Genomic DNA, 26866 nt, shown 5'->3' with positions numbered 1-26866 from the left:
GCTGTTCCGTGAGAGCGTCGTGTTAAACGTAATGTTGTTCGAGATACCGTCCTTGTAACCGATGTAGAATAAGTCAAGGTTGTTCAGGTCATAGCGCTGATACGAAATTGAGTTACTCAGCGAGAAGTAATCATCCGGTATTTTCAACTGACGACCTAACCCGATTGTAATAGCCGTGTTTGTATACGACCCGGTTGGTGTACGGCCCTGTAGACTTTGGTAAATACTATATGGGTTCGCCGGGTCATAGAATGTCCGATACACAGTGTGGCTGGCACTAACCGACAGGGCATTTGGCTTGCGACCGCCCAGCCAGGGCTCCGTAAATGACAGGGAATATACCTGATACTGACTACCGTTGGCCTGGAAGCGTAACTGTACCCGTTGACCATCGCCAGCTGGTAGGGGTTTCCAGGCGCTGAAGTTCGGGATGTTGCGGGCCGAGAAGTTATTGAACGTCAGACCGAGCGTTCCAACAAAGCCGACATAACCGCCCCAACCTCCAGACAGTTCGATCTGATCGGATGGTTTTTCTTCAACGGTGTATTCAATGTCAACTGTACCATCACTTTGTGGAATTGGGTTGATACCAATTTTTTCCGGATCGAAGTAGCCAAGTGTCGATAATTCGCGTTGGGTGCGGATCAGGTTCGTTTTTGAGAATTTCTGACCAGGCAGCGTCCGAATCGTACGCATGACCACGTGATCGCTGGTTTTGGTGTTACCATTCAGAATCACTTTGTTAATGGTGGCCTGCTTGCCTTCAAAAATCCGGATTTCAAGGTCGATCGAGTCACCATCGATGGATTTCTCAATAGGCTGAGCGTTATAATACAGATAACCCAGGTCCATGTATTGCGAACTTAAATCCTGACCCGGATTACCGTTCATACGCTTATCCAGATCCTCCGGGTTATACACATCCCCTTTATTTACGCCCAGCACCTGACGAAGTTGAGCTGCGGTGTAGAGGTAGTTGCCCGAAAAATCAATGTTGCGGTAAAAATACTGATGACCTTCATTCAGCTTCATGTTGATGCTGATGGTATTGCCACCCTTGTGTACTACGGTATCATGCTCGATGGTTGCATCGCGGTAGCCGAGTTTGTTGTAATACTCAAGCACCTTCTTTTTGTCTTCTTCGTATTTCTTAGGGACGAATTTCGATGGGGTGAATACACGTCCGAACCGTTGTTCTTTCGTGCTCTTCATCTTCATCCGCACGGCATTCTCATCCAGTTCGTTAAGTCCCTCGAAGTTAATTTTAGAAATTTTAACTTTTTGACCCTTATCGACCAATACACGCATGGTAGCGTTATTACGGGTACTATCTGGAACGGTGGTGATTTTGACCTTTGTATTGAGGAAGCCTTTGTCGACGAAGTACTTACGCACGGCCATCTGGGTGTTTTTCGTAATCGTATTCGTCACGATTTTACCCAGGTTGAGTTTGATTTTATCTTTAAGGTTGTCCTGTTCTCCTTTTTTGACGCCCAGAAAACTAACCCGATACAGGCGGGGGCGTTCCTGCACCCGAAACATTAGGGAGACTTTATTTTCATTGACGTTTGTGGCAAACAACTCAACGTTATCCAGCAAACCCGATTCCATCAATTTACGGACTGATGAGCCAATGATTTCACCTGGAATTCGAATTTTATCGCCAACCTTCAGGCCTGCCAGCGATACAAGTGAGTTAGGATCAAGGTAGCGAGTGCCCGTTACGGTTAATCCGGCAATTTCATATTCTTTCGGACTGGCGTAGTTAAGCAAGTCGTTTGTTTCTACTGGAGCAGTACTGGGTATCCCCACGCCCACGCGCACTTGCGCCCGAACCTGAGCAGGCAATAGGCCGATGCCAATAAGCAGGTAAACGGCTCCCAATAGGACTTTTATACGGTGTTCCAAGTTGTAATGCGTGTTAATTGATTGATTATCTGGATTCAATTTGGGCGAATAAGGTTGCAATTCACACAACTTATTTCTCACACAACAGAGCCTCACGCTCGAATCCAACTTATTTAACTAATTGTTCGCTGATTTTGCCAAACCGACGTTCACGTTGCTGATAGTTAACAATAGCTTCGTACAGGTGAGCTTTTCGGAAGTCGGGCCAGAGTACATCGGGCATGTATAATTCCGCGTAAGCCAGTTGCCAAAGCATAAAATTACTAATACGCATTTCGCCACTGGTACGGATCATCAGTTCCGGGTCTGGAATACCGCCGGTTGACAGATACTGGCTGAAGACCGTATCGTCAATCTGATCAGGATTTAGGTTACCATCGCGGACATCAGTCGCCAGCTTCCGGGCTGCTTCCACAATATCCCAACGCCCGCTATAACTGAGCGCCAAAATGAGCGTTAGCCCCGTATTCTGGCTGGTTTCGCGCATAGCTTCGGTTAACTCGCGCTGACAGTCGGTAGGTAAACTGTCAACATGACCGATGGTAGCCAACCGTACATTGTTGTCCATTAGTGTTTTAATTTCCCCCCGAATGGTATGAACCAGCAGCGTCATGAGCGCGTCTACTTCAAATTTCGGGCGATTCCAGTTTTCAGTGGAAAAGGCGTAGAGCGTCAGGTATTTCACGCCTAATTCGGCGCATCCTTCCGTTACTTCGCGTACAGCCTTAATGGCATTGCGGTGGCCAAACACCCGGGCAGCTCCCTGACGCTTAGCCCAGCGACCGTTTCCGTCCATGATAACGGCGATGTGCTGGGGCAGATTGCTCGAGTCAATGTGTTCCTTCATCCCAGGGGAGGAGTTTTAACAAGAATTAACAAGGCCGCGAAGATACGGAATTTTAGTCAGTTATGGGGAAGATAATGAGTGAAAGAGTGAAAGACCGAAAGAGTGAAAGGCTGTGGATGGCTTCAGTCTTTCGGTCTTTCACTCTTTCACTCATTGTTAGGTATCTTTGCCGGAGGAAAACATAAATAGGGTCGGTACGTTTTTTTGATACGAACCTGTTATTTCACTAACCACTCTAAATGACTACCTCGTTTTCGTTATTTCTGAGCCGAATGTCGGTGCTTATGTTGCTGTTAGTAGCAATGGGTTGTCAAACACGGGATGATGCCGTGGCCACCCCGCAAACAATTTCCGATCGTATTCTGGAAGATAGTCAATTCAGTTTATTCCGGCTCGCTATGGGGTATGCGGGTGTTGGGGACGCTTTAAAATCAGGTAATCTAACGTTGTTTGCGCCAACAGATGCCGCTTTTCAGGCAGCGGGCTTAGCCACCGAAGAGGCTATACGGGCAACTCCTCAGGATCAGTTACGGACTATGTTAATGTACCACGTGCTCTATGGACGGTCGGCGTCATCGGCTATTCCGGCCGGACAAAATTCTGTGATAACTGCTAATAAAGCGGCTGCTTTTGTTACGAAAACAACGGATGGGTCCATTTATATAAATAGCGCTAAGCTAACCCAAACAGACATTGCAGTTGCCAACGGGTACATTCATGTGATTGATCGGGTGCTGATTCCTGGAACCGGAAATCTGCTGACAACGATTCAGACTAACCCGAACCTGACGTTTTTGGCAGCGGCTATTAAACGAGTTGGTTCGAGTAACCCGACTTTACTGGCTACGCTGGATAATGTCTCGGCAACTAACCCAGTAACTGTGTTTGCGCCGAACGATGCCGCATTTAAAGCCGACAAAGTCTATAATACACTGGCTGCTATTGAGTCTGCCAATGTACAAACACTAACCAATACGCTCTTTTATCATGTTCTGTCGGGGGTGAAGTTTTCCACTCAATTTCAGTCCGGTAGCGTTAGCACCTTACTGAGTGGAAATGCGGTTACGTTGACTGTAGCGCCTAATCAGCTTACGGTTAAAGGCAATAAAAATTCAACCTCGGCATTCGTGAAGCAGGCCGATCTGACCGCAACCAATGGGGTCATTCATATCATTGATCAGGTCTTACAGCCGTAGGCCACAGGACTAGTTTCTAACTTAATTAGCAGAAATTTTAATCGACTTACCAACGCATTGCCACAATCAGGGGTCATTTAGCGTACAAGGTATGTTTGTTCAGTCATTTTCATGAGTAAACTTCAGCTATTAATTTTCAGTGTATTGTTACTGGGGGGGGGGGCATCCTGCACATCAGAGGATGTAAGTGCAGATACTACCAAAGCCGCTACCTATAAGTCTAATATTGCAGATATAGACACGTATATTGCGTCTCAGACCTGGACGGTAAAACCTACATCAGTGACTTCGAACTCGGGTCTTTATTTTGCGCTGACCAAACCAAGCACATCGACGGTGAGCCCACAGGAAGGACAGGAGCTTGAGTTTATCTATACGCTTTCTATACTAACTAGCACTACTGCTACTAGCTCAAGTGCCACCAGTACTACGGTTGTTACAGCCAAAGTTGTCGATACGGTCTATGCGAAAAATCCAATTTTTATTCCGTATAAGAAAGGTATCCTAAAAGCGGGTTTGGAGGAAGGCCTATTAAAGATGCACGAAGGAGAACAAGCTGTTTTATTGATGCCCTCCCTCATTGGGTATGGTGATGTACTTAGTTCAGATGGCCTGGTGCCCGCGAATTCGCCTTTACGGTTCGATGTAACCTTGAATCGAGCCCGGACCGAAGACCAGCAAATGGATGAATATGCTGCTTCCAATAGTTTAAACCTTACCCAAAAGACCTCAACTGGGCTACGCTTTTTTCTGACAACACCCAGCACATCAGTAGATTCGGTTAAAACAGCATTAGGCAAAGCGCAGACAGTGACTATACGGTATGCTGCTAAACAGCTTCATGCTAAAACAGTGGTAAGATTTGATACGGTCAGTAGCGCTAGTTTAACGTCAACCAATCTGACTAACCTTGTGGCTGGCTTCGCAGAAGGAATAGTGAAATTAAAAGTGGGCGACAAAGCAACATTTCTGATGCCATCCTCACTTGGGTATAAGGATGCCGGTGTGGTTGATAAAAGTACTACTCCTGCTGTGTATAAAGTTTCGCCCTATGCACCTCTTCGGTATGATGTTGAAGTGCTTTCGGTCAAATAAATTAGTAATTTTCAATTAGTTAGTTCTCTATTTTCATGCGTAATCTACCTGTATTCATGTTCAGCCTCCTGCTAGTCGGTGGGTTGTCCTCTTGCCAAAAAGAAGATGTCGGTCTTACCGACGATCAAATTCTGGAAACCAATAAAGCCGATATTCTTTCTTATGCTGCGGCTAAGGGCCTGACGGGGTCTATTACGTCTACCGGGGTCTATTACGCGCTTAGTAAACCCAGTGGGTCTGGGGTGACTCCAGCTTATGGTCAGGAAGCGGAGTTTAGTTATAAACTGTCAGTTCTGACTCGGAATAGTGCTAACGCCGTGATCGATACGTTTGTGGATTCGACCTATGCAACCAAGTCTAGCTATGTTTACCTTGTTGCAAATACGCCGGGCTTAACAGAAGGCATATTGAAAATGAGTGAGGGCGATCAATCAGTCATTTTGTTGCCATCCGTTTATGCCTTTGGCCGAACAGGAGCTGGTAATGGTATAATTCCGGCCAACGCACCTGTTCGGTTGGATATGAAACTGAAACGGACCCGGACTGAAGATCAACAGATTGACGAATATCTAACAGCAAATAAACTGACGCCAACGGAGGTAACGCCGAGTGGATTACGGTTTATAAAAACACTGGCTAACTCGACTGGGGCTCCTACAACGCCTACGCAAACGCTTACCATTAAGTACAGAGGTCAGTTGCTGAGAGCAACGTCGGCTTTTGACAGCACCGGTACAGGAACCTATTCGGCGGTAGCCAGTCAGTTTGTTCCTGGATTTGCAGAGGGGTTAGCTAAACTTAAAGTGGGTGAAAAGGCAACGATCGTTTTCCCTTCGAAAATAGGGTATGGATCTACGGGTTATCAAGTAATTCCTGCCTATGCACCACTGCGGTTCGATATAGAACTGGTTTCGGCACAGTAAGCTAAACAAGACGTTTTTTAGAGCGACCTACGGAATCCGTAGGTCGCTTTTTTATAGCATTTATGAAGCCATTTGTAGACGTCGTTACTTCGGAGCCATCCGAATCGCGCCATCGAGTCGGATCACCTCGCCGTTTAGCATCGGATTTTCGAGAATACTTTTAACCAGCATGGCGTATTCAGTTGGGCGACCAAGTCGTGACGGGAACGGTACCTGCTGGCCTAATGATAGTCGGGCTTCTTCGGGAAGGGCAGCTAGTAAGGGTGTCTCAAACAGACCGGGAGCAATGGTCATGACTCGGATTCCAGACCGGGCTAAATCGCGCGCAATGGGTAGCGTCATGCCCACGATACCTCCCTTTGAGGCTGCATAAGCAGCCTGACCGATTTGGCCGTCGTAAGCGGCTACGGAGGCTGTATTGATGATGACACCGCGCTCACCTTCACTATTGGGAGTATTGTGTTCCATGGCTAGTGCCGCCAGCCGAATAACGTTGAACGTTCCGATGAGGTTGATGGAAATGACTTTTTGGAAAGCAGCCAGCGAGTGCGCGCCATACACACCATCAACTTTGCCAACCGTTTTGCGCGCTTCGGCAACGCCCGCGCAATTAATATTAATGTCCAAACGGCCAAACGTGCCAATGGCCATGTTGACGGCTGTTTGTACGTCGGCTTCATCAGTAACGTTCGTCTTGGCAAAGCGAACGGTTGCCCCCAGTTCTTCGGCAAGTGCATTGCCTCGCTCGTCGTTCAGGTCCAGAATAACAACATTGGCCCCGTTGGCTACCAGCATTCGGGTGGTGGCTTCGCCCAGGCCAGAAGCACCTCCGGAAACGATGGCGGTTGATGAGTTTAGTTCCATACGATTTACTTGGTTAATTGCTGGCTTTGTGCCTGAATGAGCCGTTGAAGTTTGGGAACGTCGATATCCTGTATGGCTTTCTTGTCATCAATGGCCAGGCAGGCAGCCTGTGCGGCCGACTGCGCCAGTACCATAAAAACGGGTTCCATTCGGATAGAGCCATACGCAATATGACTGGCCGATAAGCAAACCGGTACCAACAAGTTTTGTACACTGCCTTTCTTCGGAATAATGGCCCGGAAACTAACGGGATAAGGCGGAAACCCACCGACCTGCACATCGCCCTCGTTCCGAACCATCGGTATGCCGTTGCGGTCATTCACAATGAATCGCTGGCAATTGTGCGAGTCCATCGTGTATGCCGCCATGCCAACCGCATCGGGTACAACGACTTTACCCTCGCAATTGGCCTGGGTCATTATGTATTCGCCGATGAGCCGACGACCTTCCCGAATGTATAGCTGGGGCGAAAAGTTATTGTTGTCCTGGTACTCATCTTTGGGATAACCCCACTGAAGCATTTCGTCCCGTAGGTGCTTCGGCATACGCGGATCGTGCCCGATGAAGTAAAAGAGCCCTTTGGTGTACTGTTCGTGTTCGCGAATGATCTGGTCACGTCGGGCGTAGTCAGCGTCGGGGTAGTCGTAATTGGCCCCGATCATATCCGTTGAAAAGCCACCGCAGTTGTTGATGTCGGTTTTATGATTGGGCATCATCACGAAGTGCATCAGACTCCAGGTCAACTCCTTCGGCATCTTTTGGGTGATTTGCCGTAGCAGTAATTCGTATTTAGTGGAATCGTATCCATCCGGACGGGTAATCGGAATGCGATTGGCCGGGTCGTCGGTCAGGCACAGTCGGAAGTTGTAGGCTTGTACCGTTCGGTCGGCAGTGCCGTTGGGTGCCAGTGAGGCCGGGCCGATGCCCCAAACCAAACCACTTTCGGGCTTTCCGGGCTGGTTGTAGGGGTCTACGCCATCGGGAAACTGGTGTTTGTCCCGAAACTGCACGCCGTTGAGAGGTTCGTTATATTGGCTGGACGCTTCCCGCCCAACCGTATAGGCTACGCCTGCTCTGGCCATCAGGTCGCCTTCGTAAGAACAGTCGATAAATTGTTTAGCCTCAATTGTTTGCGTTTCAGGACTAGATACACTGTTCGATTGCTGGTCTTTTGTATACCACTGTGCCAGAACCCGTTCGAGTTTAATCCGCTTTATCTTGTTCGCTATGACTTCGGCAGATGTGATTCTGTAGGCATATAAAGGGGCAACGCCAGCTTCCTGTAGGTACTGCTTGAAAACTGTTTCGGCAACATGTGGTTCAAATGTCCACTGTTCCGGCTTGCCATAATGCCGACCCACGCGCCGATAAAAATCTCTGGACAAACCCGTGATTGCCTGCTTGTTGCCAATATCAGTTGCTCCCAAACCACCCGATGACATACCGCCGAGATGAAGACCCGGTTCAATCAGCACAACCGACTTACCCGCTTTTTTTGCCGAATAAGCCGCAATCACGCCTGCCGACGTGCCTCCATACACACACACATCGACGACGCGTACTGGCTGTGCGTACAAGAGAGACGAAAATTGGGATAACAGGATGACCCCCGCAAAAACGGATCGACTGATTGACGAAGCAAAAACAAACCCATTCATAGTGAATTTAGGATTAGTCTATAAAATTGCCAGTAGTTCCTTCCAGTGTTTGATATCATAAGTAGGCTTCTCATCAACGACTTTGCCTTGTGGATTATAAAATAGGGTATCTAAGCCAACGCTCTTAGCACCCAGAATATCCGCTTCGTAATTGTCGCCGATCATCAAACTCTCACCAGCCGTCGTGCCACTAATGTCCATAGCATACTGAAACACAAGCGGGTCTGGTTTTTTTGCACTGGCGGTTTCGCTGGTAACCACATGCGTAAAGTAATGGGCAATTTCTGAGCTACTCATCTTCGTGGCCTGAATATCGGCAAAGCCATTCGTGATGATGTGCATAGTGTAGCGCCCGTTCAGGTAATCCAGGATTTCCCGTGCAGACTCCAGCAAATGAGTTTTGTGAGGGAGTAGTTTCAGGTACTCGGCGTTAAGATCGGCCTGAACGGCTGATTCGTCGATACCCAGTGCTCGGTATACCATCGGGAAACGATGTTGCCGAATATATCCATGCTCGATCAGATTCTTGTCGTAATCGGCCCAGAGCTGATGATTGATGGCAATGAAGTGACGGCTGAACTCCTCCGCCGATGGAATCCCTGCATCCGCCAGCCGGAACGTATCGAAGAGTTCGGCAATGCATTCCGCCGAGTTTCGATCAAAGTCCCATAAGGTGTGGTCAAGGTCAAAAAAGAGGTGTTTGTACATGGGGATGGGTTTACTGTATTTGGTTTATGGTATTCGGTGGCTGACGCGGAAGATTGCTGGTGCCAGCCCACCGAATACCAAATACCGTAAACCAAATACCCAGCTACCGTAATCACTAAAAATCCAATTTCAGTCGCTCAACGGGCTGATTATTCACGAGATGACTATCAACGATTTCGGCAACGTCTGACAGTTGTACATTACCGTAATACGTGCCTTCTGGGTAAACGACCAGGGTAGGACCGAAGGCACAGGCATCGAGGCAACCCGTTCGTTGCGCCCGCATTTCTTTTAACAGGCCCCGCTCAGCAAGCGCTGCTTTGAAGGCGTCGACTAGTTCATTGCCGTGTGCTTCACCACAGGATTTTTTGGGCGCGGCTTTCTGATTGTTACAAATGAAAACGTGCTTTTGATATTTCATAGATCTGATTGAATTCGTTCTCAAAGGTACGAATGAACCCGATGCCAGCGTCATATTCTTTAGTACACTCAATGTCAGCAGATGTGCCTACTGTACCGATAAAAAAATAATTAAACCTCAAGGCTAACATTTTGTTATGGATTAGATGTCTTGGCGAGTTTGTGTTTGCTAACCTGCTGACTATGTGTGTATTCTTATTGTAGTTGTATCATGAATCGCCCGCCTGCTTCGTTTCTGGAACTGGAATTAGTAAGCAACCTGAAGGCTAATAACCAACTGGCTTTTTCTAAATTGTATGATCAATATGCCGCCATATTGTTGGGCGTTATCACGAAAATAATTACTGACAAAACGGAAGCAGTTGTCCTGCTCGAAACAACCTTTAGGCGTATCCGTTTGCAACTGGATCAGTTTCGGCCAGATAAACAGCCATTGTTTCTGTGGCTGTTACAAATTGCACGAACTACGGCTTTAGATGCACTTAAAGAACGACAACAGGTTAAGGCAGTCGTGCTGCAACTCGCTGAAAGCGGAAAAGTAGTAAGCCCGGTCTGGCAAAAAACTACCTCGACGTCGTCAATAGATAACCATACGGATTCCGTTGATCCTCAGTTGAAAGCATTGCTTGATGCTATTCTTTTTAAGAATTGCACGCCCGAAGAGGCCGCTTCTTCGTTAGGCCTGCCCGTTGAAACGGTTCGGCAACAGTTGCGGATTGCTATGCAGCAATTGCGTACAATTTCCAAAGCTTAGGTAGTTGTAGAGCACCTTATCGACTTCGTTGAACGGCCTGATGGAAGGAACTCCAGGCCTGATTTAACTCATCTTCAATGTGTTGCCAATCGGCTTCGGTAGCTCCGCCTGGTTTCTGTCGTACATCATCGCATAAGCGCATGGCATCGGCTCGTAAACGCCCGTAGGTGATGAATGAGGCCGCAGGTTGATTATACAGAGCAGCCGACGTTTGGACTAAAGCGTTCGCTAAATCTGAATAGCTATAACGCTCGCGCTGGCGATGAACGATCCACCACTCCAGCTCCAGTTTAGCTACACTTGGTACGTCAAATTGATCCGTGCTAAGGGCCTGAATGGACTTATAATACGAAATCAGATCGGGTAGGGTTTTCTGATAATCCAATCTGGATTTTCCTTTTTTGAAATCGAAAGCTGCTTTAGAGGCCTGAAAACCTAGTAGGAACGATCGCCAGAAAGGTGCATGAAATTGCTGCCGTAGTCCACCCGCCAATTGCCAAAAGAGAAGCACCGGTTTCTTCTGATAGTAGGACCGCCACATGGCTGTTTCCAGTCGGGCTACTTCGTTTGGGTTGAATTCACGCAGGCTGTTCTTTCTGGGCACATATAAATCTGTGATCACCCAAGCTAGTAAAGCGATTAGTATACCCCATAATAGCCAGCGGCCTGGTTTAGGAGAGAGAGTAGGGGTGGAGTTTGTTTTGGTAGATATAGAAGCTCCCATGACCTTTGATGAAGTGACTGTTGAGTGGTTTGTCATTCCGACCTCAGGAGGAATCTCAAGTTCCTTATTAATCAAGCTTGAGATTCCTCCTGAGGTCGGAATGACAAAAAATAAAAGTTTACAAAGCTTCAATATAAGTTGGGCGAACGGTTAGATATATACCCTACTAAACGATCATTTGGTTTTATGGATATGCAAATCCCCATTAGACTGATCTGCATCAAGCAGGCAATCTGATGGGGATTTAACTCATCTCTGGCAACTATGATTATTTCTTCGCCACTGTCTTTGCCGAAGCGGTGGCCGATTTCTTCTTATGGGTTGCCGATGGAGTCGCTGGATTTTGCTGTGTCATGGTAACGGGGTCCCAATGCACGACCTTTTGCTCGAAGTAGCTTTCATTGGATGCCAGTACGGGAGCGGCTGCCCGGAACCCGAATACAGGATCTTCAACGGTGCCCTGGCTACCTTTTCGGACGTTTTCGAAGAAGTTGCCGAAATGCTTGGCGTGTGCATCGTCATCTTTCGGTGCTTCGAATTTGACTTCTTTTACCGGCTCTGCCTTACGGGTTTCGGGTGGGTATTTGGCATCGTACTGTTTCACAAATTCCTGCTGAACCGGTTCTGTAAAGGTAAAGAAGCTGTCGTAGTTGCCGTAACCTGGTGCAATGGGCAGTTTCTTTTTGGTCATAATGAGGTTATCTTCCGAAAACTCGATCTGGCCTTCGTTGCCAATAATACGCGTTACGTTGCTGATCTTACCGGCGTTGGCAAAATTGACCCGCAACACCATCTGGAAGGCCTCATGTTTGTCGGTTTTCGGGTAATCCATCAGGCTCGTCATCACATCGGGCACATCACGACCTTCTTTCCAGTAGGCAAGGTTACCTGACGAGAAAATTCGCGTTGGTCCCAGAGTATTCGTGACAAAGTGGACGCCCGTAATGAGGTGAATAAACAAATCGCCCGCGACACCCGTGCCGTAGTCGCGGTAGTTGCGCCAGCGGAAAAACCGATTCGCATCGAAGGGACGCTTGGGCGCATCACCCAGAAACCGATCCCAGTCTACGGTTTGTGGCGAGGCATCGGGTGGGACGGAGTAGTTCCAGGCACCAATGGCGTTGAAACGGTCGTTGTTGGATTCAATGTAATTGATTGCGCCAATATCACCCGCTTCAACCAGTCGTTTCGCTTCCTGAAAGGCAGCACTACTGATGCGCTGACTGCCTACCTGCATAGTTTTGCCCGATTTTTTCCAGGCGTCGATAACGGCTTTACCTTCGTTCAGGTGCTGAACCATCGGTTTCTCGCAATACACATGTTTACCTGCTTTGAGCGCTGCAATGGTAATATGATCGTGCCAGTGATCGGGGGTAACAACCAGCACAGCGTCGATATCCGGGCGAGTCAGTATTTCGCGGTAATCGCGGGTTGTAAAGAGGTCTTTGTCTTTACCAAAAGCCGTTTTTGCGTGCTCAAGCCGACCCGTGTACAAATCAGCTGCGGCAACGAGTTCGACATCTGGATTTCGAAGGGCAGCCATGGTATCGTAATTGCCCTGAATGCCCATGCCAATCGTCGCAAAGCGGATTTTGTCGTTGGGACTTACCTTCATTAAATTCGGAATGTAGGCTGGAAAACCGAATGGTTTGGCAAGCCCCTCGGTGGCAACGAGCGCTGAAGCTGCCGATAAGCTTTTTATGAATTTGCGTCTGTTAGCCTGCATAGAGATGAGGGTTTTTAGTATACCTGCTAAAGCGACTATATGGTATGATTTACCCTTAAAAATTTAGTAAACACAGAGCCACAGAGAACACAAAAAAGAATAGCTCTGTGTTCTCTGTGGCTCTGTGTTTACTATTGTTGTATAACCTTGGAATTGCTTCAAATCCTATTTCTTCTCAAACTGCACGGCTACCCACTGGCGGTCGGTTGGTAGTTTATGGGTGGCGTTCCAGACAAACATCGCCTGGTCAAGCGCTACGTTTAATTGCTGTTTGGTTTGTCGGCGAGCCAGGTTCAGTTTGCGGGCTACGGTTTCTTCGTAAATCAGTTTTTGCTCATTCGTATAAAATCGAACGATGCTTTGGTCGCTTTTTGGGGCGGTTTCAACCACCCAGAATCCATCTTTAGCAACGGGTTGCTCTTTTGTTGTTTGTGCCTGTGCGGCAAATGAACTGGTAGTGAATACGAGGGCTATAAAGGCCAGGCGGAGTTGTGAGCTAGTGTTCATGGTGATTTGTATTTGTGTGTTTACGTTTAGTTATTAGCTGAACCAAAAGTAGAAACACGGCTAATTGCCCGCTCAGAATTTCGCCTGGTGACCACGGTTGGGTACTATACGGCATGATCTGGTCTGCTAACGTCGTTTGGCGCTACATTTCGTTGTTCGGCGACGGTAGTTCGTCGTCTGTCGATAAATGGATTCGGCTGTAGGCAAAACCACTCCGTTTGTCTATCTTCGACTAGCTAACTGGCTGACTTATGCAACGTTTGACCCAGGAATTTGTCTTCTCCAATCAACCGCGCCAACGGCTGGCACGGCATGGTTTATTCTGGTTGGCATGGGCGTTGTTCTTTACGCTCACCTACGGTTTTTTGCCCGCTAATTACCTGATCCACGAAGGCGTAGCCTGGCCGTTAGCGCTTCTGAAAGGCTTCTTCATTTCGGGTATTGATTCGGTGCTGTTTATGCCAGCCCATATGTTCCTGACCTATGCCCTGCTGTACTGGGTAATCCCGCGTTATCTGCTTACCAACCGATATATCTTGGCATTCATTAGTATTATTGGGTTGATAATTGCCACGGCCTTTCTTTCGGCGGTATTAGCCAAATTCATTGTTTATCCTGTGCGCATGGCCTTGCATGGGCGGTATTCAGGAAATACGTTCTTTTTTGCCATGATGGCGGGTATGCGAGGAGCAACGACCATTGGTGGGTTTGCAGCCGCTATTAAACTGGTCAAAATCTGGTATTTAAAACAGCAGGCTTACGAGCAAATAGACCGGGAGAAATTACAGGCCGAATTACAACTGCTTAAATCGCAGGTGCATCCTCATTTTCTGTTCAATACGCTTAATAACCTCTATGCGCTCACACTCCACAAATCCGATCAGTCGCCAGCCGTGGTGCTGAAGTTGTCGGAATTGCTGAGTTACATGTTATACGAATGCAATGCGTCGGAAGTGCCGCTACAGAAAGAGATTGCGTTTATGCGTAACTATATTGGGCTGGAGCAGCTTCGCTATGGCGATCGGCTGGATATGTCGGTGACTATTTCTGGCGATTACCAGCATAAACTAATTGCACCGTTGCTACTGATTCCATTCCTGGAAAATGCCTTTAAGCACGGCACCAGCGAACAGGTTGAGCAGGCCTGGATGCACATCGATCTGTCGGTTCAGGGAAACCAGCTGAAATTTAAAGTGATAAACAGCCGGGAGTCAACGCCGGAGGAGGGTGTGCACAGCGGTGGTATCGGTTTGCAAAATGTGAAGAAACGATTACAACTGCTATACCCCAACCTCCACGAATTACGAATTGTGGCCGAAGAGGAAACGTTTATGGTTACGTTATCGCTGGAATTAGGGCCGACACTAATCGCGGATTTTCAACCGGTCAACCAACTCGCCGAAACAACCTGATCTAGTACCACTATGGCCCCAATACGTTGTCTGCTCGTTGATGATGAACCACCTGCATTGGCTGTCATTGCGTCGCACATCAACATGATCGATGGTCTGGAAATAGTGAGCAAATGTCACAACGCCATTCAGGCGTTTGGTGTGTTGCAAACCACGCCCGTTGACCTGATATTTCTGGATATTAAAATGCCAAAACTGCTAGGTACCGATTTCGTTCGTAGTCTTCGCCAGCCACCCAAAATCATTTTTACGACTGCCTACCGCGATTATGCCCTGGACGGTTTCGACCTGGATGTGGTCGATTATTTGCTCAAGCCTATTTCGTTCGAGCGTTTTCTTCGGGCAGTTTCCAAGGTAATGCGGGTTGAAACGAGTTTACTCAACGTTGGCCAAACCGAAGCCTTGCCTGTTCATTCTATTGAGAAACAAACGGTAGCGCCGTCGGAGAATACGTTTCTCTACTTTCGGGCCGATCGTAAAATGGTAAAGGTATTTATCCGCGATATTCTATACGTAGAGAGCCTGAAAGATTACGTCAAAATTATCACGACCTCGGCTAAGCCCTTGGTGGTCAAACAGAGTATAAGTTCACTGGAAGATATGCTTCCCGAAGCTGGTTTTCTACGCATTCACCGCTCGTTTGTTGTGGCCGTAGATAAGATAACGGCCTATACACCTACTCAGGTCGATGTGGCCGGACAGGAGTTGCCCATTGGGCGGTTGTACCATAAAGAAGTGGGACGGGTGTTGAAGATGGAATAGAGTGCGGTAGTATGTCCTTTCGTTTTCTAGCTTTAGCAAGCAGGATTCACTAGCCATCCAATGTCTCTACTCAATAAAAGAACGATCCAACTACTTGTCGTTTGCCTGCTTTGCTTCTCAGGCGCTCTTCAGGCACAGACCAAGAAGCCAAAATTTAAGGTGATTGCCTTTTACACCGCTCAGAACGATAAAGCGCATATTAGCTACGTGCATGAGGCTAACCGGTGGTTTCCGAAGGCGGCTGCAAAGTACAATTTCAGTTATGATTCAACCGATAACTGGAACAACCTGAACACCGAATTCCTGTCGAATTATCAGGTCGTACTGTTTTTCGATACCCGGCCTGAGGAGCCTGCCCAGCGGGAGGCTTTCGAGAAATACATGAAAAATGGGGGCGGGTGGATGGGCTTTCATTTTGCCGGATTTGCGCTGACGCCCTCAAAATACCCGCAGAACTGGGATTGGTACCATAACGAATTTCTGGGATCAGGTTCCTACAAAAGCAATACCTGGCGACCTACATCGGCTATACTGCGCGTTGAAGATCGGAAACACCCTGCCACGAAGCACTTGCCAAAAACCTTCAAAACGGCTCCGAATGAATGGTACCGCTGGACGAATGATTTAACAAAGAATCCGGATATTGACATTCTCATGGCCATCGACTCAGCCAGCTTTCCACTGGGTACGGGCCCCAAACCGCATGAGATCTGGCATAGCGGTTATTACCCGGTTGTCTGGACAAACAGGAAATACAATATGATCTATTCGAACATGGGCCACAATGACATTGATTATGAGAACAAAACGAACAAAGAATTGTCGTTTACTTTCTCAAATGAAACGCAGAATAAATTTCTGATCGACGCTCTTTTGTGGTTAGGAACCGGCAAAAAATAGCCTAGTGGACTATAAAAACTCAAGCAAATGAAACACATTTCGCGCCGTAGTTTTCTGCAATCGTCGGTCATTCTGGCTAGTAGTTCAATCGTAAATCCACATTTCCCGGCATCACAAACAGCCCAAAAGCCATTGCGATTGGGAGGGCCAATTTTTCTGAAAAGTCAGGACCCCGACGAGCTGGCGCGTGAGCATCGGCGGTTGCAATACAGCTCAGCTTATGTTCCTGCGGTTGAGTTGAAAGACACCACGAAGATTGCGGCCATCCAGAAAGCGTTTGCGGGGCAGAATGTGATTCTGGCCGAAGTTGGGGCTTGGGTCAATATGCTGGATCAGGATGCTGAAAAACGCCGTAAAAATCTGGAGTACGTTACCGAAAGGCTGGCCTTAGCCGAAGCCGTTGGAGCAAGAACCTGTGTCAATATTGCGGGCTCTTATAACCCTACACGCTGGGATGGCCCCGATGCCCGTGACCTGACGAAAGACTATTTTGATGCGACGGTCGAGAATTGCCGAAAGGTAATTGATGCCGTAAAACCCAAACGGGCCAAATTCGCGCTCGAAATGATGGGCTGGAGTTTGCCCGACGGTCCAGACTCATATCTGAAATTTATCAAAGCCATTGATCGTACAGCCTTTGGGGCTCACGTCGATATGGCGAACATCATCAATAGTCCGGCGCGGTACTACAACAACACAGCCTTAATGAACGAAACCTTTCAGAAGTTGGGGCGTTGGATTGTGTCGGTCCATGCGAAAGATATTGCTCCGAAAGATGGCCATTTTATGGAGACCATGCCGGGACGAGGAAGCCTGGATTACGTTACCTACATCCGCAACGTGACGTCCTTACCGCAGGAAGTGCCCCTATTACTGGAACATCTGCGCACAGCAGATGAGTACGACGAAGCCCGGCAATTCGTGATCAGTCAGGCAGTGAAGGCACAGGTTGAATTAGCGTAGATTTATGAACACAGAGCCACAGAGAACACAGAGGTATTTTGTTTTTTTACTCTGTGTTCTCCGTGGCTCTGTGTTTAATAAATCTTTACAAATCCGGGATGTCTTTAATCCGAACTTTCATAACCGGGCGTTCGCCCTTGGGGACGATGGCAATAAACGTATTGCTTACTGTTTCTCCATTTCGGAGCATAAAACCAGCCTGCACATTGGTGGTGCTGGTTACCTCTTTCCCTTCCGAATTTTTTATTCGTTGCTGGTAAGGCACCGTGAACGGCCGGGCTACGACTGTGCCGCTTTTTGAGGTCAATCGTTTTCCGGTGGCATTCAGGCAATCGAATACCGCCAGTTGATTGGGTTCATCGCCACTTAAAAAGGTTGGTTTCGGAAACATCAATTTGGTGCAGTTGCTCCGGTTGGTGGCGTAAATCGCAACTTCATAGCGCATGAAGTTCTCCCCGCTAATTTCCATTTGACGTTCATTTCGGATCTCGAAACCATAGTCAATGCCATTCAATTGAGCGGGTTTCCCAGCCTCGACATCATAGGCTTGCTGGGCAAAAAGAGGAGAGGAGAGGATTGTTAAGAACAGGGAATAACGTAAAAATCGATTCATTGAAATGAGGGTAAGGTTAAAGTTGTACACTACGGATTATGTATGCTTATCAAGCTGAAAGCCCCAAAAATAACTATCATTTGAGATATTTTCACGTTCTGCCTCATTGCCTTACGCATCCTGACTCAGGCTTTATCAAACGGTCAACTACCTGGAAATGGCCAACCAGCGCAGTTCAGTAATCTCACTAAAAAATGAGTGATTTTGGTAACTCCCGCAAGAAGACGATCGGGTAGTTTATGGGCTGTTAAAGCTTATTAATCAACTGCATAAACTGACCTAAAATCCAGTTTATGTAATCCTAAACAGCCTTCAACTTTTCGTTACTTATGATTTGGTTACCAACCTCTACTAGGCATGTTCGCCACTTGCTGGGAGTCGCTGGGGCTACTATAGCCCTATACGCGTGTATGAATACCCAGAAAAATGGTATTCATACCGGAATGACGACCACTGTACCTGAGTCAGTTATCGGCACTGCCCCCGCACCAACTGCTCCGAAACGTGCCAATCCCCCCCGGATTCTGGTTTTTTCAAAGACAAAAGGCTGGAAACATACCTCCATTCCGTTTGGTATTGCTGCTTTTCAGAAACTCGGGCGGGAGAATAATTTCCGGGTCGATACCACCAAAAATGCAGCTTACTTTAATGACGATAGCCTCCGGAATTATCAGGCCGTCGTCTGGCTTAGTACCACTGGTAACGTACTGAACCAGGTTCAACAGGCTGCTTTTGAGCGGTACATTCAGGCCGGTGGCGGTTATCTGGGTATTCACGCGGCTGCCGATACCGAATATGACTGGCCCTGGTACAACAAACTCGCGGGTGGCTATTTTGCCAGCCACCCCAGCCAATCTAATGTTCGTAAAGCAACGGTTGACGTAACGGATAAGAACCACTCGTCGACCAGCATGCTGCCCGATCATTGGGAGCGAACCGATGAATGGTACAACTACCGTTCGCTCTATTCCGACTTGCACGTATTGGCCAGTCTGGACGAGAGTACCTACGAAGGGGGGATTAATGGAAGCAATCACCCCATTGCCTGGTACCATGAATTCGATGGCGGGCGGGCGTATTATACCGGCGGAGGGCACGAAGATTCCAGCTTTAGTGAGCTGCTGTTTGTGCAACACCTGCTGGGTGCGCTGAACTGGGTGATGGGAACTGGTAAGGCGCTGGACTACAGTAAAGCACATGCCGTGGTAATGCCCAAAGAAAACCGTTTTGTGAAAACCGTATTGGTCAATGACCTGAACGAGCCAATGGAACTGGCCGTTGCCGACGATGGTCGGGTATTCTTCACCGAGCGGAGCGGCAATTTGTGGGTGTATAACAACCGAACAAACACCTACAAAGTAATCCATCGGTTTGCGGTAACTACTAAGCAGGGCTTTGGTGTACAGGGCATTACGCTCGATCCAAAGTTTTCGACAAATCATTGGTTGTATGTGTATTACTCGCCCAACACCGACAAAGATCCGACTTACCATCTGTCGCGCTTTGTGGTCAAGGCCGATAATTCGCTCGATCTGACTTCCGAAAAAATACTGCTCAAACTACCGGGCGAATTTGAAGCCAGCGCTCACCACGGCGGGTCGCTGGCCTGGGATAAAGAAGGCAATCTGTTTCTCTCGACGGGCGACAATACCAACCCCTTCCCATCGAATGGCTATTCGCCCATTGACGAGCGCCCTGATCATCTGACACTCGATGCGCAACGTACAGCGGCCAATACCAACGATCTGCGCGGTAAAGTCTTACGAATTCACCCCCAGGCCGACGGGACATACACCATTCCCGACGGCAATCTATTCCCGAAAGGCACGGCTCAAACACGGCCAGAGATTTACACCATGGGTTTGCGTAACCCGTATCGGATTGCTGTGAATCCCAAATCGTCCGTATTGTACTGGGGTGAAATTGGCCCGGATGCCGGGAAGGATAGTACGATTGGGCCAAGAGGATATGATGAGTTCAATCAGGCCAAAAAACCGGGTAATTATGGCTGGCCACTGTTTATCGGCAACAGTCAGCCATACCCAAAGCTTGACTTTGCAACCAATGCACTCGGACCCAAATTTGACCCGAAAGCACCAGTCAATAACTCGGTCAACAATACGGGCCTGAAGAACCTGCCTCCCACTAATTCGGCGATGATCTGGTATCCATACGCGGCCTCTAAAGAGTTTCCCGAATTGGCGCAGGGTGGACGTAGTGCCATGGCGGGTGCGTTTTATACCTACGACAAGAATTCGTCCTCCAAAACAAAATTCCCGGAATACTACGATGGTGCCTTGTTCGTCTTCGACTGGATGCGCAACTGGGTACTGGCCGTTCGGGTCGATAAGGACGATAACTATAGTCGGAATGAGCCATTTATGGCTGCAAACGGTGATTTTCGGCGACCTATCGATCTGGCTTTCAGTAAAGATGGCGTCATGTATATGCTGGAATACGGCTCGGTCTATGGTGCCGATAACGACGATGCCCGTTTAGTGAAAATTGAATACAATACCGGCAATCGTCCACCAACGGTTAAGGCCAATGTGGTTGATTCGGTGGCGATGGCGATCCATAATTCACGCTCGTATCTTACCTCCGATGGACAAAATGCGCCTGTGCAGCACGAAGCTGCCGGGCCCGCTCCGCTGCGTGTGAAATTCAGTGGGCGCGGTACTGATCTTGACGATGACGATGCTATCACCTATGAATGGCTCTTCGATGGTAAAACGGTTGGCGCTCAGCGCCCAATGGCAACCTATACGTACACGCAGCCTGGTGTGTATAACGCCATTCTGAGAGCAACGGATCAGAAGGGTTTAGTCGGTATGGATACGATCGTGGTAAAGGTAGGGAATGCCAAACCGGAAGTTGTCATTGAGACGCCTGATAACAAATCGTTTTTCTGGGAAAATAAGCCGTTTACGTACACGGTAAACGTGACGGATAAAGAAGATGGAAAGGTTGATCCCAAGCGGATCAAGGTGTATTCCGAATACAGCGCTCAGCCCCGAACTGCCTCACCTGCAGTGGTGCAACAAGGACATCAGGACCTGGCCTCTATCGGGAACGGATCGATTGGAAAGATGCTCATGGCAAGCAGCGACTGTAAAGCCTGTCATACCATAGATAAACCATCTGTTGGGCCAACGTTTCTGGCCGTGGCCGACCGCTATAAAGGGCAGGCCGGAAGTGTGGACAAGCTGGCGAAAAAGATCATCGAAGGTGGGGGCGGCAACTGGAGCAAAGACCACCTCATGAGTGCGCACCCACAGATTCCGCCACAGGACGCGCAGGAAATGGTGAAGTACATTTTCTCCCTGACCGACGCCCGTAAGCAGAAAGTGGCACCGTTGCAGGGTAGCCTCGCACTAAACGAGCATAAACCAGAAGATACCCGAGGTCAGTATACACTCATGGCTTCCTATACCGATAAAGGAGGAAAGGTTGTCGGCCCACTCACCAGTAGCGAGGTAGTTACGCTGCGAAGTGCGAACGTGAAAACGATAAACGCCGATGCGTATGTGGGCTTCCCGAGGTTTGGAAACCGCTTAAATGCGGGTAGTCACAAAGCGTATGTCCTCCTGAAAGGGATTGACATGACTACCATCAAATCGCTGACGTACGATTATTCGTCGCTCAATAAAGATGGCGATATTGAAGTTCGGCTGGATTCGTACGCCGGTCCCGTCGTTAGTCGAGCACCCTACAAAGCTACCGGCGACTGGAAAACCACGAATAAGGTGACGGGCACCTTCGATAAGGCGTTCACGGGGAAACATGATGTGTATGTGATCGTGATGAAGCGCGACAAACCCAACGATAACATCATTCAGTTGAACAGCATCCAGTTTAATCAGAATTAAAAGTTTCAGTTTTGGGGCAAGCCGTGCCACGGTTGCAACCGTGGCACGGCTCATTGCATTAATGACGCTACTAATATTCAGTAATCTCCAACCGCCATTCGGGGGGATTTTTTTGTATTTTATTTTCTATACAAACAGCTGACGTTTTCGCTTGGCTACGCCGAGTGAGGACTATCTCTTCAAGGGCCTCTGGCCCGTTTTTAATATAGACTTTGCTATTCTCCGGCCAGAGGCCGTTAAAGAAATAGTCTTCACTCGGCGTAGCCAAGCGAAAACACTACAAGCTAATAAGCAATAATCTCTTTCTTCGTAGACTCTAGTTTCCGATACGGATTATCGAGGAACGATTGCATGAAGCGGGTCATATCTTCCCCGCCAACCATATGTGCTTTATTGGTAAACAGCAGTCGTTGACTGTTAGGCATGTAGTGGTGAATCCTGTCGATATAAATTGGCCGACAGGCGTTATCCATTTCGCCATCTGCTAACAAGGCCGGTTTGCTGGAGTAGAAAGGCTGCTTGGTTTCGGGTCGTATGGGTGGCACCTTCCAGCAATCACATAATTCTTTATAGACGTCATTAATGTGATAGCCCTTCAAATAAGGGTATGTTTCATAGAGTTGCTGAAGTACTTTTTCGCTGTGATAGGCAGTTTGGTCAGCGCAGTACACCGAGATTCGCATGCCTGACGGAGCGGTGTTGTGTTCGAAAATAGCATCCAGCGTTCGTTTGATGTAGCTATAATGATTCCCCTTGATCATGTCGGTGATTACGTAGGGGATGTGCTTCATTTGCGTGTTAACGAGGATGCCCAATAACTCGCGTCGGGTGTATTGAATTCGTAGCGTGTCGGTAGTGCCTTTTTCCAGATAGGGAATCGTGAATGTTTTCCCGTCGATGGAGGAGAAATAGCGCCGGAATTTCTCTTGTAGGTTGCCGTAAACCGCTTTGTTTGTTGAGTCTTTTTCAACGTGATTGAACAGGATGTTCAGCGATTCGTTGAAGTTGGCGGGTTCATCTTCGTCAATGGGAACGAACGTCGGGAGGGGCGAATCCAGCACTAACGATCTGATCCGGGTAGGGTCTTTCTGAAGAACGGCCAGCATAAGTCCCCCACTGTACGAACCTCCTAATAGGTTAACCGAATCAACTTGTAAAGTGGCCAATAGGTCGTGAATGTCGGATACTGTTTCGTCGGTATTGTAGCCGGACAGGTCGATCCCCTTGGCTTCTAAGGCTTTTTTGTAGCGCTTAACCCCCACAACCGCCATGCTGTCTTTATTCAGATTTTTGCGATACGACTCTCTAATAGCATCATCCAGCTCACCGCTCCATAGGTTGGGTATGGCATAGTGAGTGCCTCTTTGTTCGAACGCAATGCAATCCCGATCCTTGATGAGAGGGCTTCCAGAAGCTCCCCTTGCCCAACCTAGCGAACTGCCACCCGGTCCGCCAGCGGTGAACAAAAGTGGATCTTTCTTCTTGTTTGGATTTTTGCTTTCTACCAGAATAAAGGGAAGCTTTATCGTTTTTCCGTTCTTCTTTTTCCGGTTTTCAGGTACGATTAGGTAAGCGCAACGCGTATGAAAACTGCTGTCTATCTGAACTGGACAGGCACAGGACTCAAGGGTTCGAACAACGCCCGGTTGGCCCTGGGCATAGGCTACAGAGAGCAGGAAAATCAAAAGTAAGTAGGTTCGTGTCGAAGCTGTATTCATACTGATTATGAACTAATTTTCGACAAAACTAAAGCGGGGCTAAGCTGAATTTTAGTAAAAACTGGACATCTTCAGCAAGTTAGGATTCTATTTTCTGATCCATTTTACCCCTAAATTCCCTGAAGGGGACTTTGTCCGCAAATGGGCAAAGTCCCCTTCAGGGCAGGGCTGTTAAGTTCTGCATTTTCTTTACTTAATCAGCCTCTTTTATTGGCTTATTTTACCCCCCACCCCCTAAAGGGGGAGAAAATCCACTTCGGAGTACGCCCCCTTCAGGGGGGTGGGGGGTAAAGACGATAGAACTTAACAGCCCTGCCCTTCAGGGAATTTAGGGGTAAACAATTTCATCTTCAGCCAACGCTCTCGATTAATTTCTTTCCTGTGAAACGGATAACGTCTTTATAAAAATGGCTCATATCGTAATAGCCATAGTCATAGGGTGAGAAGAGTTTTTTATTAGCGACGTGGGCCGATAAGGCCACTCTGGCCCGAACCGTCGAGAAGTATTGTTTGGGAGTGGTGCCAATCACCCTTGTAAAGTAACGGTATATCGTTTTGTTGGTCGTATACAGCTCATTTGCCAGTTGGCTGCTCGTAAAGTCAGGATTGTTAGCACTGTAGATGCCAATGGCTTTCTGTACGACATTGATGTAATAAGCGCTGACATTCTTCTTTTTGTATCGGCTTAAGAAGAAATTCTGGAGCAACTCGACACGTTCCCCAAAATCAGCCAATTGCTTTACCTGCTGAATCAGGATCGATGGCAACACGTTCTCTAATTTCACCACCTGATCCGAAAATTGGGCCTGATTTACACCTAGTACCGCTTCCAGTCCGCCCGGAAAAAACTTGATGGTGAAAATATGATCCGTGGGTAAATTATGCCGCTCAACGATGTTGTTTCGCAAAATGAGCACGTCCGTACTCTGTTGAATCTGGTATTGGGTTGTACCAACAGATAGTTGATAGGGCTGTCCTAAATTTATATAGCAGGTGGGCGTCCAACTCGGAAACATCTTGATGGCAAACCGATTCTCGCCCGCATATTGGTAGGTTTCCTCTGCCGATGATTCTGAGAAAAACTCGATATACTCAGTCAGTTCAGGACAGGGCGTCGCGAATTGATAGAGTTTTCGAATATTATCGAAAATCTCCGTCATCCGATGCTGACATCCGTTTACTGGCTTCTCCATTGACGCATTATTCTTTTTATAAAACGGCATGACGTGGTGTCGGTTTCTCAAAACCGACACAGCGAGGTTTCTTAAAACCTCATCCGTAGTTCTTGACAAGGTTTTAAGAAACCTCGCTGTGTCAGATGTAAGCATCTGACACCACAAGAATGGCTCGTTTGTTCCAATTGTTGTAGACGGTTGAACCTGCCAAACCCCTACTTCTCTACCACATCATAATCCGTAACCAACCCATCAGAAGTTAGGTGGACGATCATGTAATGGGGCGTGTTATTGGTCATGATTTTGTAGTTCAAAATCTGATCAACCTTACCCTCGTGTCGTTCAATGCCGCGCCCTTTCACATTTTCGGCGCTGATAAATGTCATGGATTTGAGGTCAGAGAGTACACCGGCACCCTGCATGAAGTCCTTTCGGGCACCCGGCGTAATGCCCGGCGCTTCTTCCACCGCTTTACCCCCTTTGGCCAGTGCCATCAACGCAACTTCGATTTTTTTTGTACGCGCGGGGTCGGGATCTGGTGCCGATTTTGGCGCGTTGAAGAGTGGGCCAATACGGGGTATCTTCCGTTCTTCTGTGCCATTTTTCCACACCAATTCCGTCACCTCACCCCTGGCGTTAGGGCTGAATGTGACGTAGGCATCCCGATCCGCTGAGACAAAACGCGTTGCTGTTTCGGGCACGAATTCTTCATCCTCAAACCCATCGGTCAGCGTGAACAGCCGATCTTTGGTGGCTATAAAGGTGATCATCCGGTTGTTGTAAAGTTCGTAGCGTCCTTCATAAGCCGTGAGGGTTTTTGCCGTGACAGGAACCGCTATGCGTTTGGCAGGAGACGATGACTTATAACCCGCCCAATGGTATTGCCTGGCTACTTCATCTACAATATGGCCCATCATCCGGGAGTTGTCGTTGGCATTGATCATGATCGCTACACCCTGACCTGTTTCAGCGCCAGCCGTAAGCAAGGCATCGAACCCTTCATCCCGCCCGTTGTGTCCGAAACGCATCGTTGGGCCGTCTCCCTCCAGAAAAACGCCCAAGCCATCCTTGTCCTTTTGGTCGGTCAGCATTTGCTGAATCATTTGCTTCGACAATACAGAACCAGTTTTTCCTGCGAACGCATTTTGAATGCCAATGGCAAATCGGGCCAGATCGGAAGGTGTTGTCCACAGTCCGGCGGCTGCCATTTCGGGGTAAATATGCCAGCGTCCTTTTACGAGACTCCGGTCGCCGTAATGGCCCGTCGCCGTGAGTTTGGCTTTATCGGCCGGAAGAGGTTGCTGGTAGGTGCTCTCGTTCATGTTCATCGGCCCCAATACCGTTTCCTGCATAAACTCTGGAAAGGGTTTGCCTGTCACGTCGAGCATGAGTTGCTGCATGACTGTGTAGCCACCACCCGAATAACGCCAGCGGGTACCCGGTACAAAATCCACCCGAACCGCAGGTGTGTTGGCAGGAGGGGTGCCATCGAGAATCTGTACCACTGATGGAATGGGTTTGCCTACCTCGTAACCAGGGAAACCGTGTACGGTTAGCCCCGTTGTGTGGCTGAGTAATCCCCGCAGGGTCACTTTCTTATCCTTCGTGAGTTCATTCTCCGGGACTTTCCAGGTCTTTAATTTGACGTTTACATCCTCATCGAGCGCCAACTTGCCTTTTTCGGTCATGTATAAAGCCCCGGCAGCCGCCACCGACTTACTAATGGAACCGGCCTGAAACAGGGTAGATGCCGTAATAGGGGTAGTACTGTTCTTGTCAATGGTGCCATACCCTTTGGCCTTCACGATTTTGCCGTCCTGAATGATGGCGATGGACAGACCGGGTACGTGCCGTTTTTGCATTTGCTTCTTAATGAACTCATCGAGATCGTCGGCACGGCCTTCAGAAGCGAGGAACAGCAGAGAAAGCAAGGCGATGGACTGGAGTAATTGACGCATAGGCATGACAGTGAGGGGAATAGTCAACCTAAAGATGCGTAAAAAACGGCTTTCGTTGCCTGATAAGGTTTTTTCGACAGGATTAACAGGACAAAACAGGATTTTAGGCTTTATAATCCTGTTTTGTCCTGTTAATCCTGTCAGAAAAAAACACTCCTGCCGAATC

Annotated in this window: 22 protein-coding genes; 9 read left to right on the top strand and 13 right to left on the bottom strand. The window is 48.1% G+C overall.

Translation table 11 applies throughout. From position 1 onward, the window contains the following. Window positions 1-1908 (bottom strand): BamA/OMP85 family outer membrane protein (locus ACYVGO_RS13505; protein WP_460969710.1); only part of this gene is annotated, 1908 nt, incomplete at its 3' end. 109 nt (window positions 1909-2017) lie between these two features. Continuing rightward, window positions 2018-2755, bottom strand: coding sequence for an isoprenyl transferase (locus ACYVGO_RS13500; RefSeq protein WP_142771079.1), 738 nt, complete (start codon window positions 2753-2755; stop codon window positions 2018-2020). A gap of 239 nt (window positions 2756-2994) precedes the next feature. On the opposite strand from ACYVGO_RS13500, the gene ACYVGO_RS13495 reads away from it, so the two are divergent. The 3 genes from ACYVGO_RS13495 to ACYVGO_RS13485 all read left to right on the top strand — a co-directional run bounded on the left by ACYVGO_RS13495 (window position 2995) and on the right by ACYVGO_RS13485 (window position 5969). After that, entirely contained in the window at window positions 2995-3951 is a 957-nt protein-coding gene (locus tag ACYVGO_RS13495; protein WP_460969708.1) for a fasciclin domain-containing protein, read from the top strand. Window positions 3952-4062: 111 nt separating this feature from the next. Then, on the top strand, window positions 4063-5046 hold the full coding sequence (locus tag ACYVGO_RS13490) for an FKBP-type peptidyl-prolyl cis-trans isomerase (protein ID WP_460969707.1): 984 nt from the start codon (window positions 4063-4065) through the stop codon (window positions 5044-5046). 35 nt (window positions 5047-5081) lie between these two features. Beyond that, window positions 5082-5969, top strand: a complete 888-nt coding sequence (locus ACYVGO_RS13485) for an FKBP-type peptidyl-prolyl cis-trans isomerase (protein ID WP_460969706.1) — start codon at window positions 5082-5084, stop codon at window positions 5967-5969. An 84-nt stretch (window positions 5970-6053) separates the two neighbouring features. On the opposite strand, the gene ACYVGO_RS13480 is transcribed toward ACYVGO_RS13485, so the two are convergent. From ACYVGO_RS13480 to ACYVGO_RS13465, 4 genes are all read right to left on the bottom strand, one after another. Continuing rightward, on the bottom strand, window positions 6054-6833 hold the full coding sequence (locus ACYVGO_RS13480) for a 3-hydroxyacyl-CoA dehydrogenase (RefSeq protein WP_460969705.1): 780 nt from the start codon (window positions 6831-6833) through the stop codon (window positions 6054-6056). A gap of 5 nt (window positions 6834-6838) precedes the next feature. Then, on the bottom strand, window positions 6839-8491 hold the full coding sequence (locus ACYVGO_RS13475) for an FAD-dependent oxidoreductase (protein WP_460969704.1): 1653 nt from the start codon (window positions 8489-8491) through the stop codon (window positions 6839-6841). An 18-nt stretch (window positions 8492-8509) separates the two neighbouring features. Continuing rightward, window positions 8510-9199 carry a YjjG family noncanonical pyrimidine nucleotidase gene (locus tag ACYVGO_RS13470; protein WP_460969703.1) on the bottom strand — a complete coding sequence of 230 codons (690 nt, stop codon included), beginning with the start codon at window positions 9197-9199 and terminating at the stop codon, window positions 8510-8512. Window positions 9200-9314: 115 nt separating this feature from the next. Next, the gene (locus ACYVGO_RS13465) at window positions 9315-9620 is read right to left on the bottom strand and encodes a (2Fe-2S) ferredoxin domain-containing protein (RefSeq protein ID WP_142771086.1); all 306 of its coding nucleotides are present in this window, start codon (window positions 9618-9620) and stop codon (window positions 9315-9317) included. 210 nt (window positions 9621-9830) lie between these two features. Here ACYVGO_RS13465 and ACYVGO_RS13460 point away from each other — a divergent pair, with 210 nt between their 5' ends. Further along, a complete protein-coding gene (locus tag ACYVGO_RS13460) occupies window positions 9831-10373 on the top strand; it encodes an RNA polymerase sigma factor (RefSeq protein WP_460969702.1) in 543 nt (180 codons plus the stop codon). Window positions 10374-10389: 16 nt separating this feature from the next. On the opposite strand, the gene ACYVGO_RS13455 is transcribed toward ACYVGO_RS13460, so the two are convergent. The 3 genes from ACYVGO_RS13455 to ACYVGO_RS13445 form a co-directional block, all read right to left on the bottom strand. Further along, window positions 10390-11097: a hypothetical protein gene (locus ACYVGO_RS13455; RefSeq protein WP_460969701.1), complete on the bottom strand. Its 708-nt coding sequence runs from the start codon at window positions 11095-11097 to the stop codon at window positions 10390-10392. A gap of 268 nt (window positions 11098-11365) precedes the next feature. Beyond that, window positions 11366-12823 carry a Gfo/Idh/MocA family protein gene (locus ACYVGO_RS13450; protein ID WP_460969700.1) on the bottom strand — a complete coding sequence of 486 codons (1458 nt, stop codon included), beginning with the start codon at window positions 12821-12823 and terminating at the stop codon, window positions 11366-11368. 165 nt (window positions 12824-12988) lie between these two features. Next, on the bottom strand, window positions 12989-13330 hold the full coding sequence (locus ACYVGO_RS13445) for a hypothetical protein (RefSeq protein ID WP_460969699.1): 342 nt from the start codon (window positions 13328-13330) through the stop codon (window positions 12989-12991). Window positions 13331-13581: 251 nt separating this feature from the next. Here ACYVGO_RS13445 and ACYVGO_RS13440 point away from each other — a divergent pair, with 251 nt between their 5' ends. Genes ACYVGO_RS13440 through ACYVGO_RS13425 form a run of 4 tightly spaced genes read left to right on the top strand, consistent with a single transcriptional unit; the run spans window position 13582 to window position 17367 of the window. After that, the gene (locus ACYVGO_RS13440; protein WP_460969698.1) at window positions 13582-14742 is read left to right on the top strand and encodes a sensor histidine kinase; all 1161 of its coding nucleotides are present in this window, start codon (window positions 13582-13584) and stop codon (window positions 14740-14742) included. A gap of 12 nt (window positions 14743-14754) precedes the next feature. After that, on the top strand, window positions 14755-15504 hold the full coding sequence (locus ACYVGO_RS13435; RefSeq protein WP_460969696.1) for a LytR/AlgR family response regulator transcription factor: 750 nt from the start codon (window positions 14755-14757) through the stop codon (window positions 15502-15504). A gap of 60 nt (window positions 15505-15564) precedes the next feature. Then, a complete protein-coding gene (locus ACYVGO_RS13430; RefSeq protein WP_460969695.1) occupies window positions 15565-16404 on the top strand; it encodes a ThuA domain-containing protein in 840 nt (279 codons plus the stop codon). Window positions 16405-16431: 27 nt separating this feature from the next. Further along, on the top strand, window positions 16432-17367 hold the full coding sequence (locus ACYVGO_RS13425) for a sugar phosphate isomerase/epimerase family protein (RefSeq protein ID WP_460969694.1): 936 nt from the start codon (window positions 16432-16434) through the stop codon (window positions 17365-17367). A gap of 85 nt (window positions 17368-17452) precedes the next feature. Here the strand turns inward: ACYVGO_RS13425 and ACYVGO_RS13420 are convergent, their stop codons facing one another. Then, a complete protein-coding gene (locus ACYVGO_RS13420) occupies window positions 17453-17980 on the bottom strand; it encodes an ABC transporter permease (RefSeq protein WP_460969693.1) in 528 nt (175 codons plus the stop codon). A gap of 410 nt (window positions 17981-18390) precedes the next feature. Here ACYVGO_RS13420 and ACYVGO_RS13415 point away from each other — a divergent pair, with 410 nt between their 5' ends. After that, window positions 18391-21849: a ThuA domain-containing protein gene (locus tag ACYVGO_RS13415; protein WP_460969692.1), complete on the top strand. Its 3459-nt coding sequence runs from the start codon at window positions 18391-18393 to the stop codon at window positions 21847-21849. 284 nt (window positions 21850-22133) lie between these two features. Here ACYVGO_RS13415 and ACYVGO_RS13410 read toward each other — a convergent pair whose 3' ends face one another. The 3 genes from ACYVGO_RS13410 to ACYVGO_RS13400 form a co-directional block, all read right to left on the bottom strand. Beyond that, the gene (locus ACYVGO_RS13410) at window positions 22134-23567 is read right to left on the bottom strand and encodes an alpha/beta fold hydrolase (RefSeq protein ID WP_460969691.1); all 1434 of its coding nucleotides are present in this window, start codon (window positions 23565-23567) and stop codon (window positions 22134-22136) included. Between the two features lie 350 nt (window positions 23568-23917). Next, window positions 23918-24790: an AraC family transcriptional regulator gene (locus ACYVGO_RS13405; RefSeq protein ID WP_460969690.1), complete on the bottom strand. Its 873-nt coding sequence runs from the start codon at window positions 24788-24790 to the stop codon at window positions 23918-23920. 167 nt (window positions 24791-24957) lie between these two features. After that, entirely contained in the window at window positions 24958-26700 is a 1743-nt protein-coding gene (locus ACYVGO_RS13400) for a serine hydrolase (RefSeq protein ID WP_460969689.1), read from the bottom strand. Window positions 26701-26866 lie beyond the last annotated feature (166 nt).

The sequence above is a fragment of the Spirosoma migulaei genome (assembly GCF_054776855.1).
This window is presented reverse-complemented; position numbering and strand designations above follow the sequence as displayed.

What these genes read in the sequence shown, in the direction of transcription:
- ACYVGO_RS13495 (WP_460969708.1), top strand. Translation starts at nt 2,995, where the DNA reads ATGACTACCTCGTTTTCGTTATTTCTGAGCCGAATGTCGGTGCTTATG.
- ACYVGO_RS13400 (WP_460969689.1), bottom strand. Translation starts at nt 26,700, where the DNA reads ATGCGTCAATTACTCCAGTCCATCGCCTTGCTTTCTCTGCTGTTCCTC.
- ACYVGO_RS13485 (WP_460969706.1), top strand. Translation starts at nt 5,082, where the DNA reads ATGCGTAATCTACCTGTATTCATGTTCAGCCTCCTGCTAGTCGGTGGG.
- ACYVGO_RS13410 (WP_460969691.1), bottom strand. Translation starts at nt 23,567, where the DNA reads ATGAATACAGCTTCGACACGAACCTACTTACTTTTGATTTTCCTGCTC.
- ACYVGO_RS13440 (WP_460969698.1), top strand. Translation starts at nt 13,582, where the DNA reads ATGCAACGTTTGACCCAGGAATTTGTCTTCTCCAATCAACCGCGCCAA.
- ACYVGO_RS13415 (WP_460969692.1), top strand. Translation starts at nt 18,391, where the DNA reads ATGAATACCCAGAAAAATGGTATTCATACCGGAATGACGACCACTGTA.
- ACYVGO_RS13420 (WP_460969693.1), bottom strand. Translation starts at nt 17,980, where the DNA reads ATGAATCGATTTTTACGTTATTCCCTGTTCTTAACAATCCTCTCCTCT.
- ACYVGO_RS13475 (WP_460969704.1), bottom strand. Translation starts at nt 8,491, where the DNA reads ATGAATGGGTTTGTTTTTGCTTCGTCAATCAGTCGATCCGTTTTTGCG.
- ACYVGO_RS13465 (WP_142771086.1), bottom strand. Translation starts at nt 9,620, where the DNA reads ATGAAATATCAAAAGCACGTTTTCATTTGTAACAATCAGAAAGCCGCG.
- ACYVGO_RS13435 (WP_460969696.1), top strand. Translation starts at nt 14,755, where the DNA reads ATGGCCCCAATACGTTGTCTGCTCGTTGATGATGAACCACCTGCATTG.
- ACYVGO_RS13450 (WP_460969700.1), bottom strand. Translation starts at nt 12,823, where the DNA reads ATGCAGGCTAACAGACGCAAATTCATAAAAAGCTTATCGGCAGCTTCA.
- ACYVGO_RS13480 (WP_460969705.1), bottom strand. Translation starts at nt 6,833, where the DNA reads ATGGAACTAAACTCATCAACCGCCATCGTTTCCGGAGGTGCTTCTGGC.
- ACYVGO_RS13405 (WP_460969690.1), bottom strand. Translation starts at nt 24,790, where the DNA reads ATGCCGTTTTATAAAAAGAATAATGCGTCAATGGAGAAGCCAGTAAAC.
- ACYVGO_RS13425 (WP_460969694.1), top strand. Translation starts at nt 16,432, where the DNA reads ATGAAACACATTTCGCGCCGTAGTTTTCTGCAATCGTCGGTCATTCTG.
- ACYVGO_RS13460 (WP_460969702.1), top strand. Translation starts at nt 9,831, where the DNA reads ATGAATCGCCCGCCTGCTTCGTTTCTGGAACTGGAATTAGTAAGCAAC.
- ACYVGO_RS13445 (WP_460969699.1), bottom strand. Translation starts at nt 13,330, where the DNA reads ATGAACACTAGCTCACAACTCCGCCTGGCCTTTATAGCCCTCGTATTC.
- ACYVGO_RS13455 (WP_460969701.1), bottom strand. Translation starts at nt 11,097, where the DNA reads ATGGGAGCTTCTATATCTACCAAAACAAACTCCACCCCTACTCTCTCT.
- ACYVGO_RS13500 (WP_142771079.1), bottom strand. Translation starts at nt 2,755, where the DNA reads ATGAAGGAACACATTGACTCGAGCAATCTGCCCCAGCACATCGCCGTT.
- ACYVGO_RS13470 (WP_460969703.1), bottom strand. Translation starts at nt 9,199, where the DNA reads ATGTACAAACACCTCTTTTTTGACCTTGACCACACCTTATGGGACTTT.
- ACYVGO_RS13490 (WP_460969707.1), top strand. Translation starts at nt 4,063, where the DNA reads ATGAGTAAACTTCAGCTATTAATTTTCAGTGTATTGTTACTGGGGGGG.
- ACYVGO_RS13430 (WP_460969695.1), top strand. Translation starts at nt 15,565, where the DNA reads ATGTCTCTACTCAATAAAAGAACGATCCAACTACTTGTCGTTTGCCTG.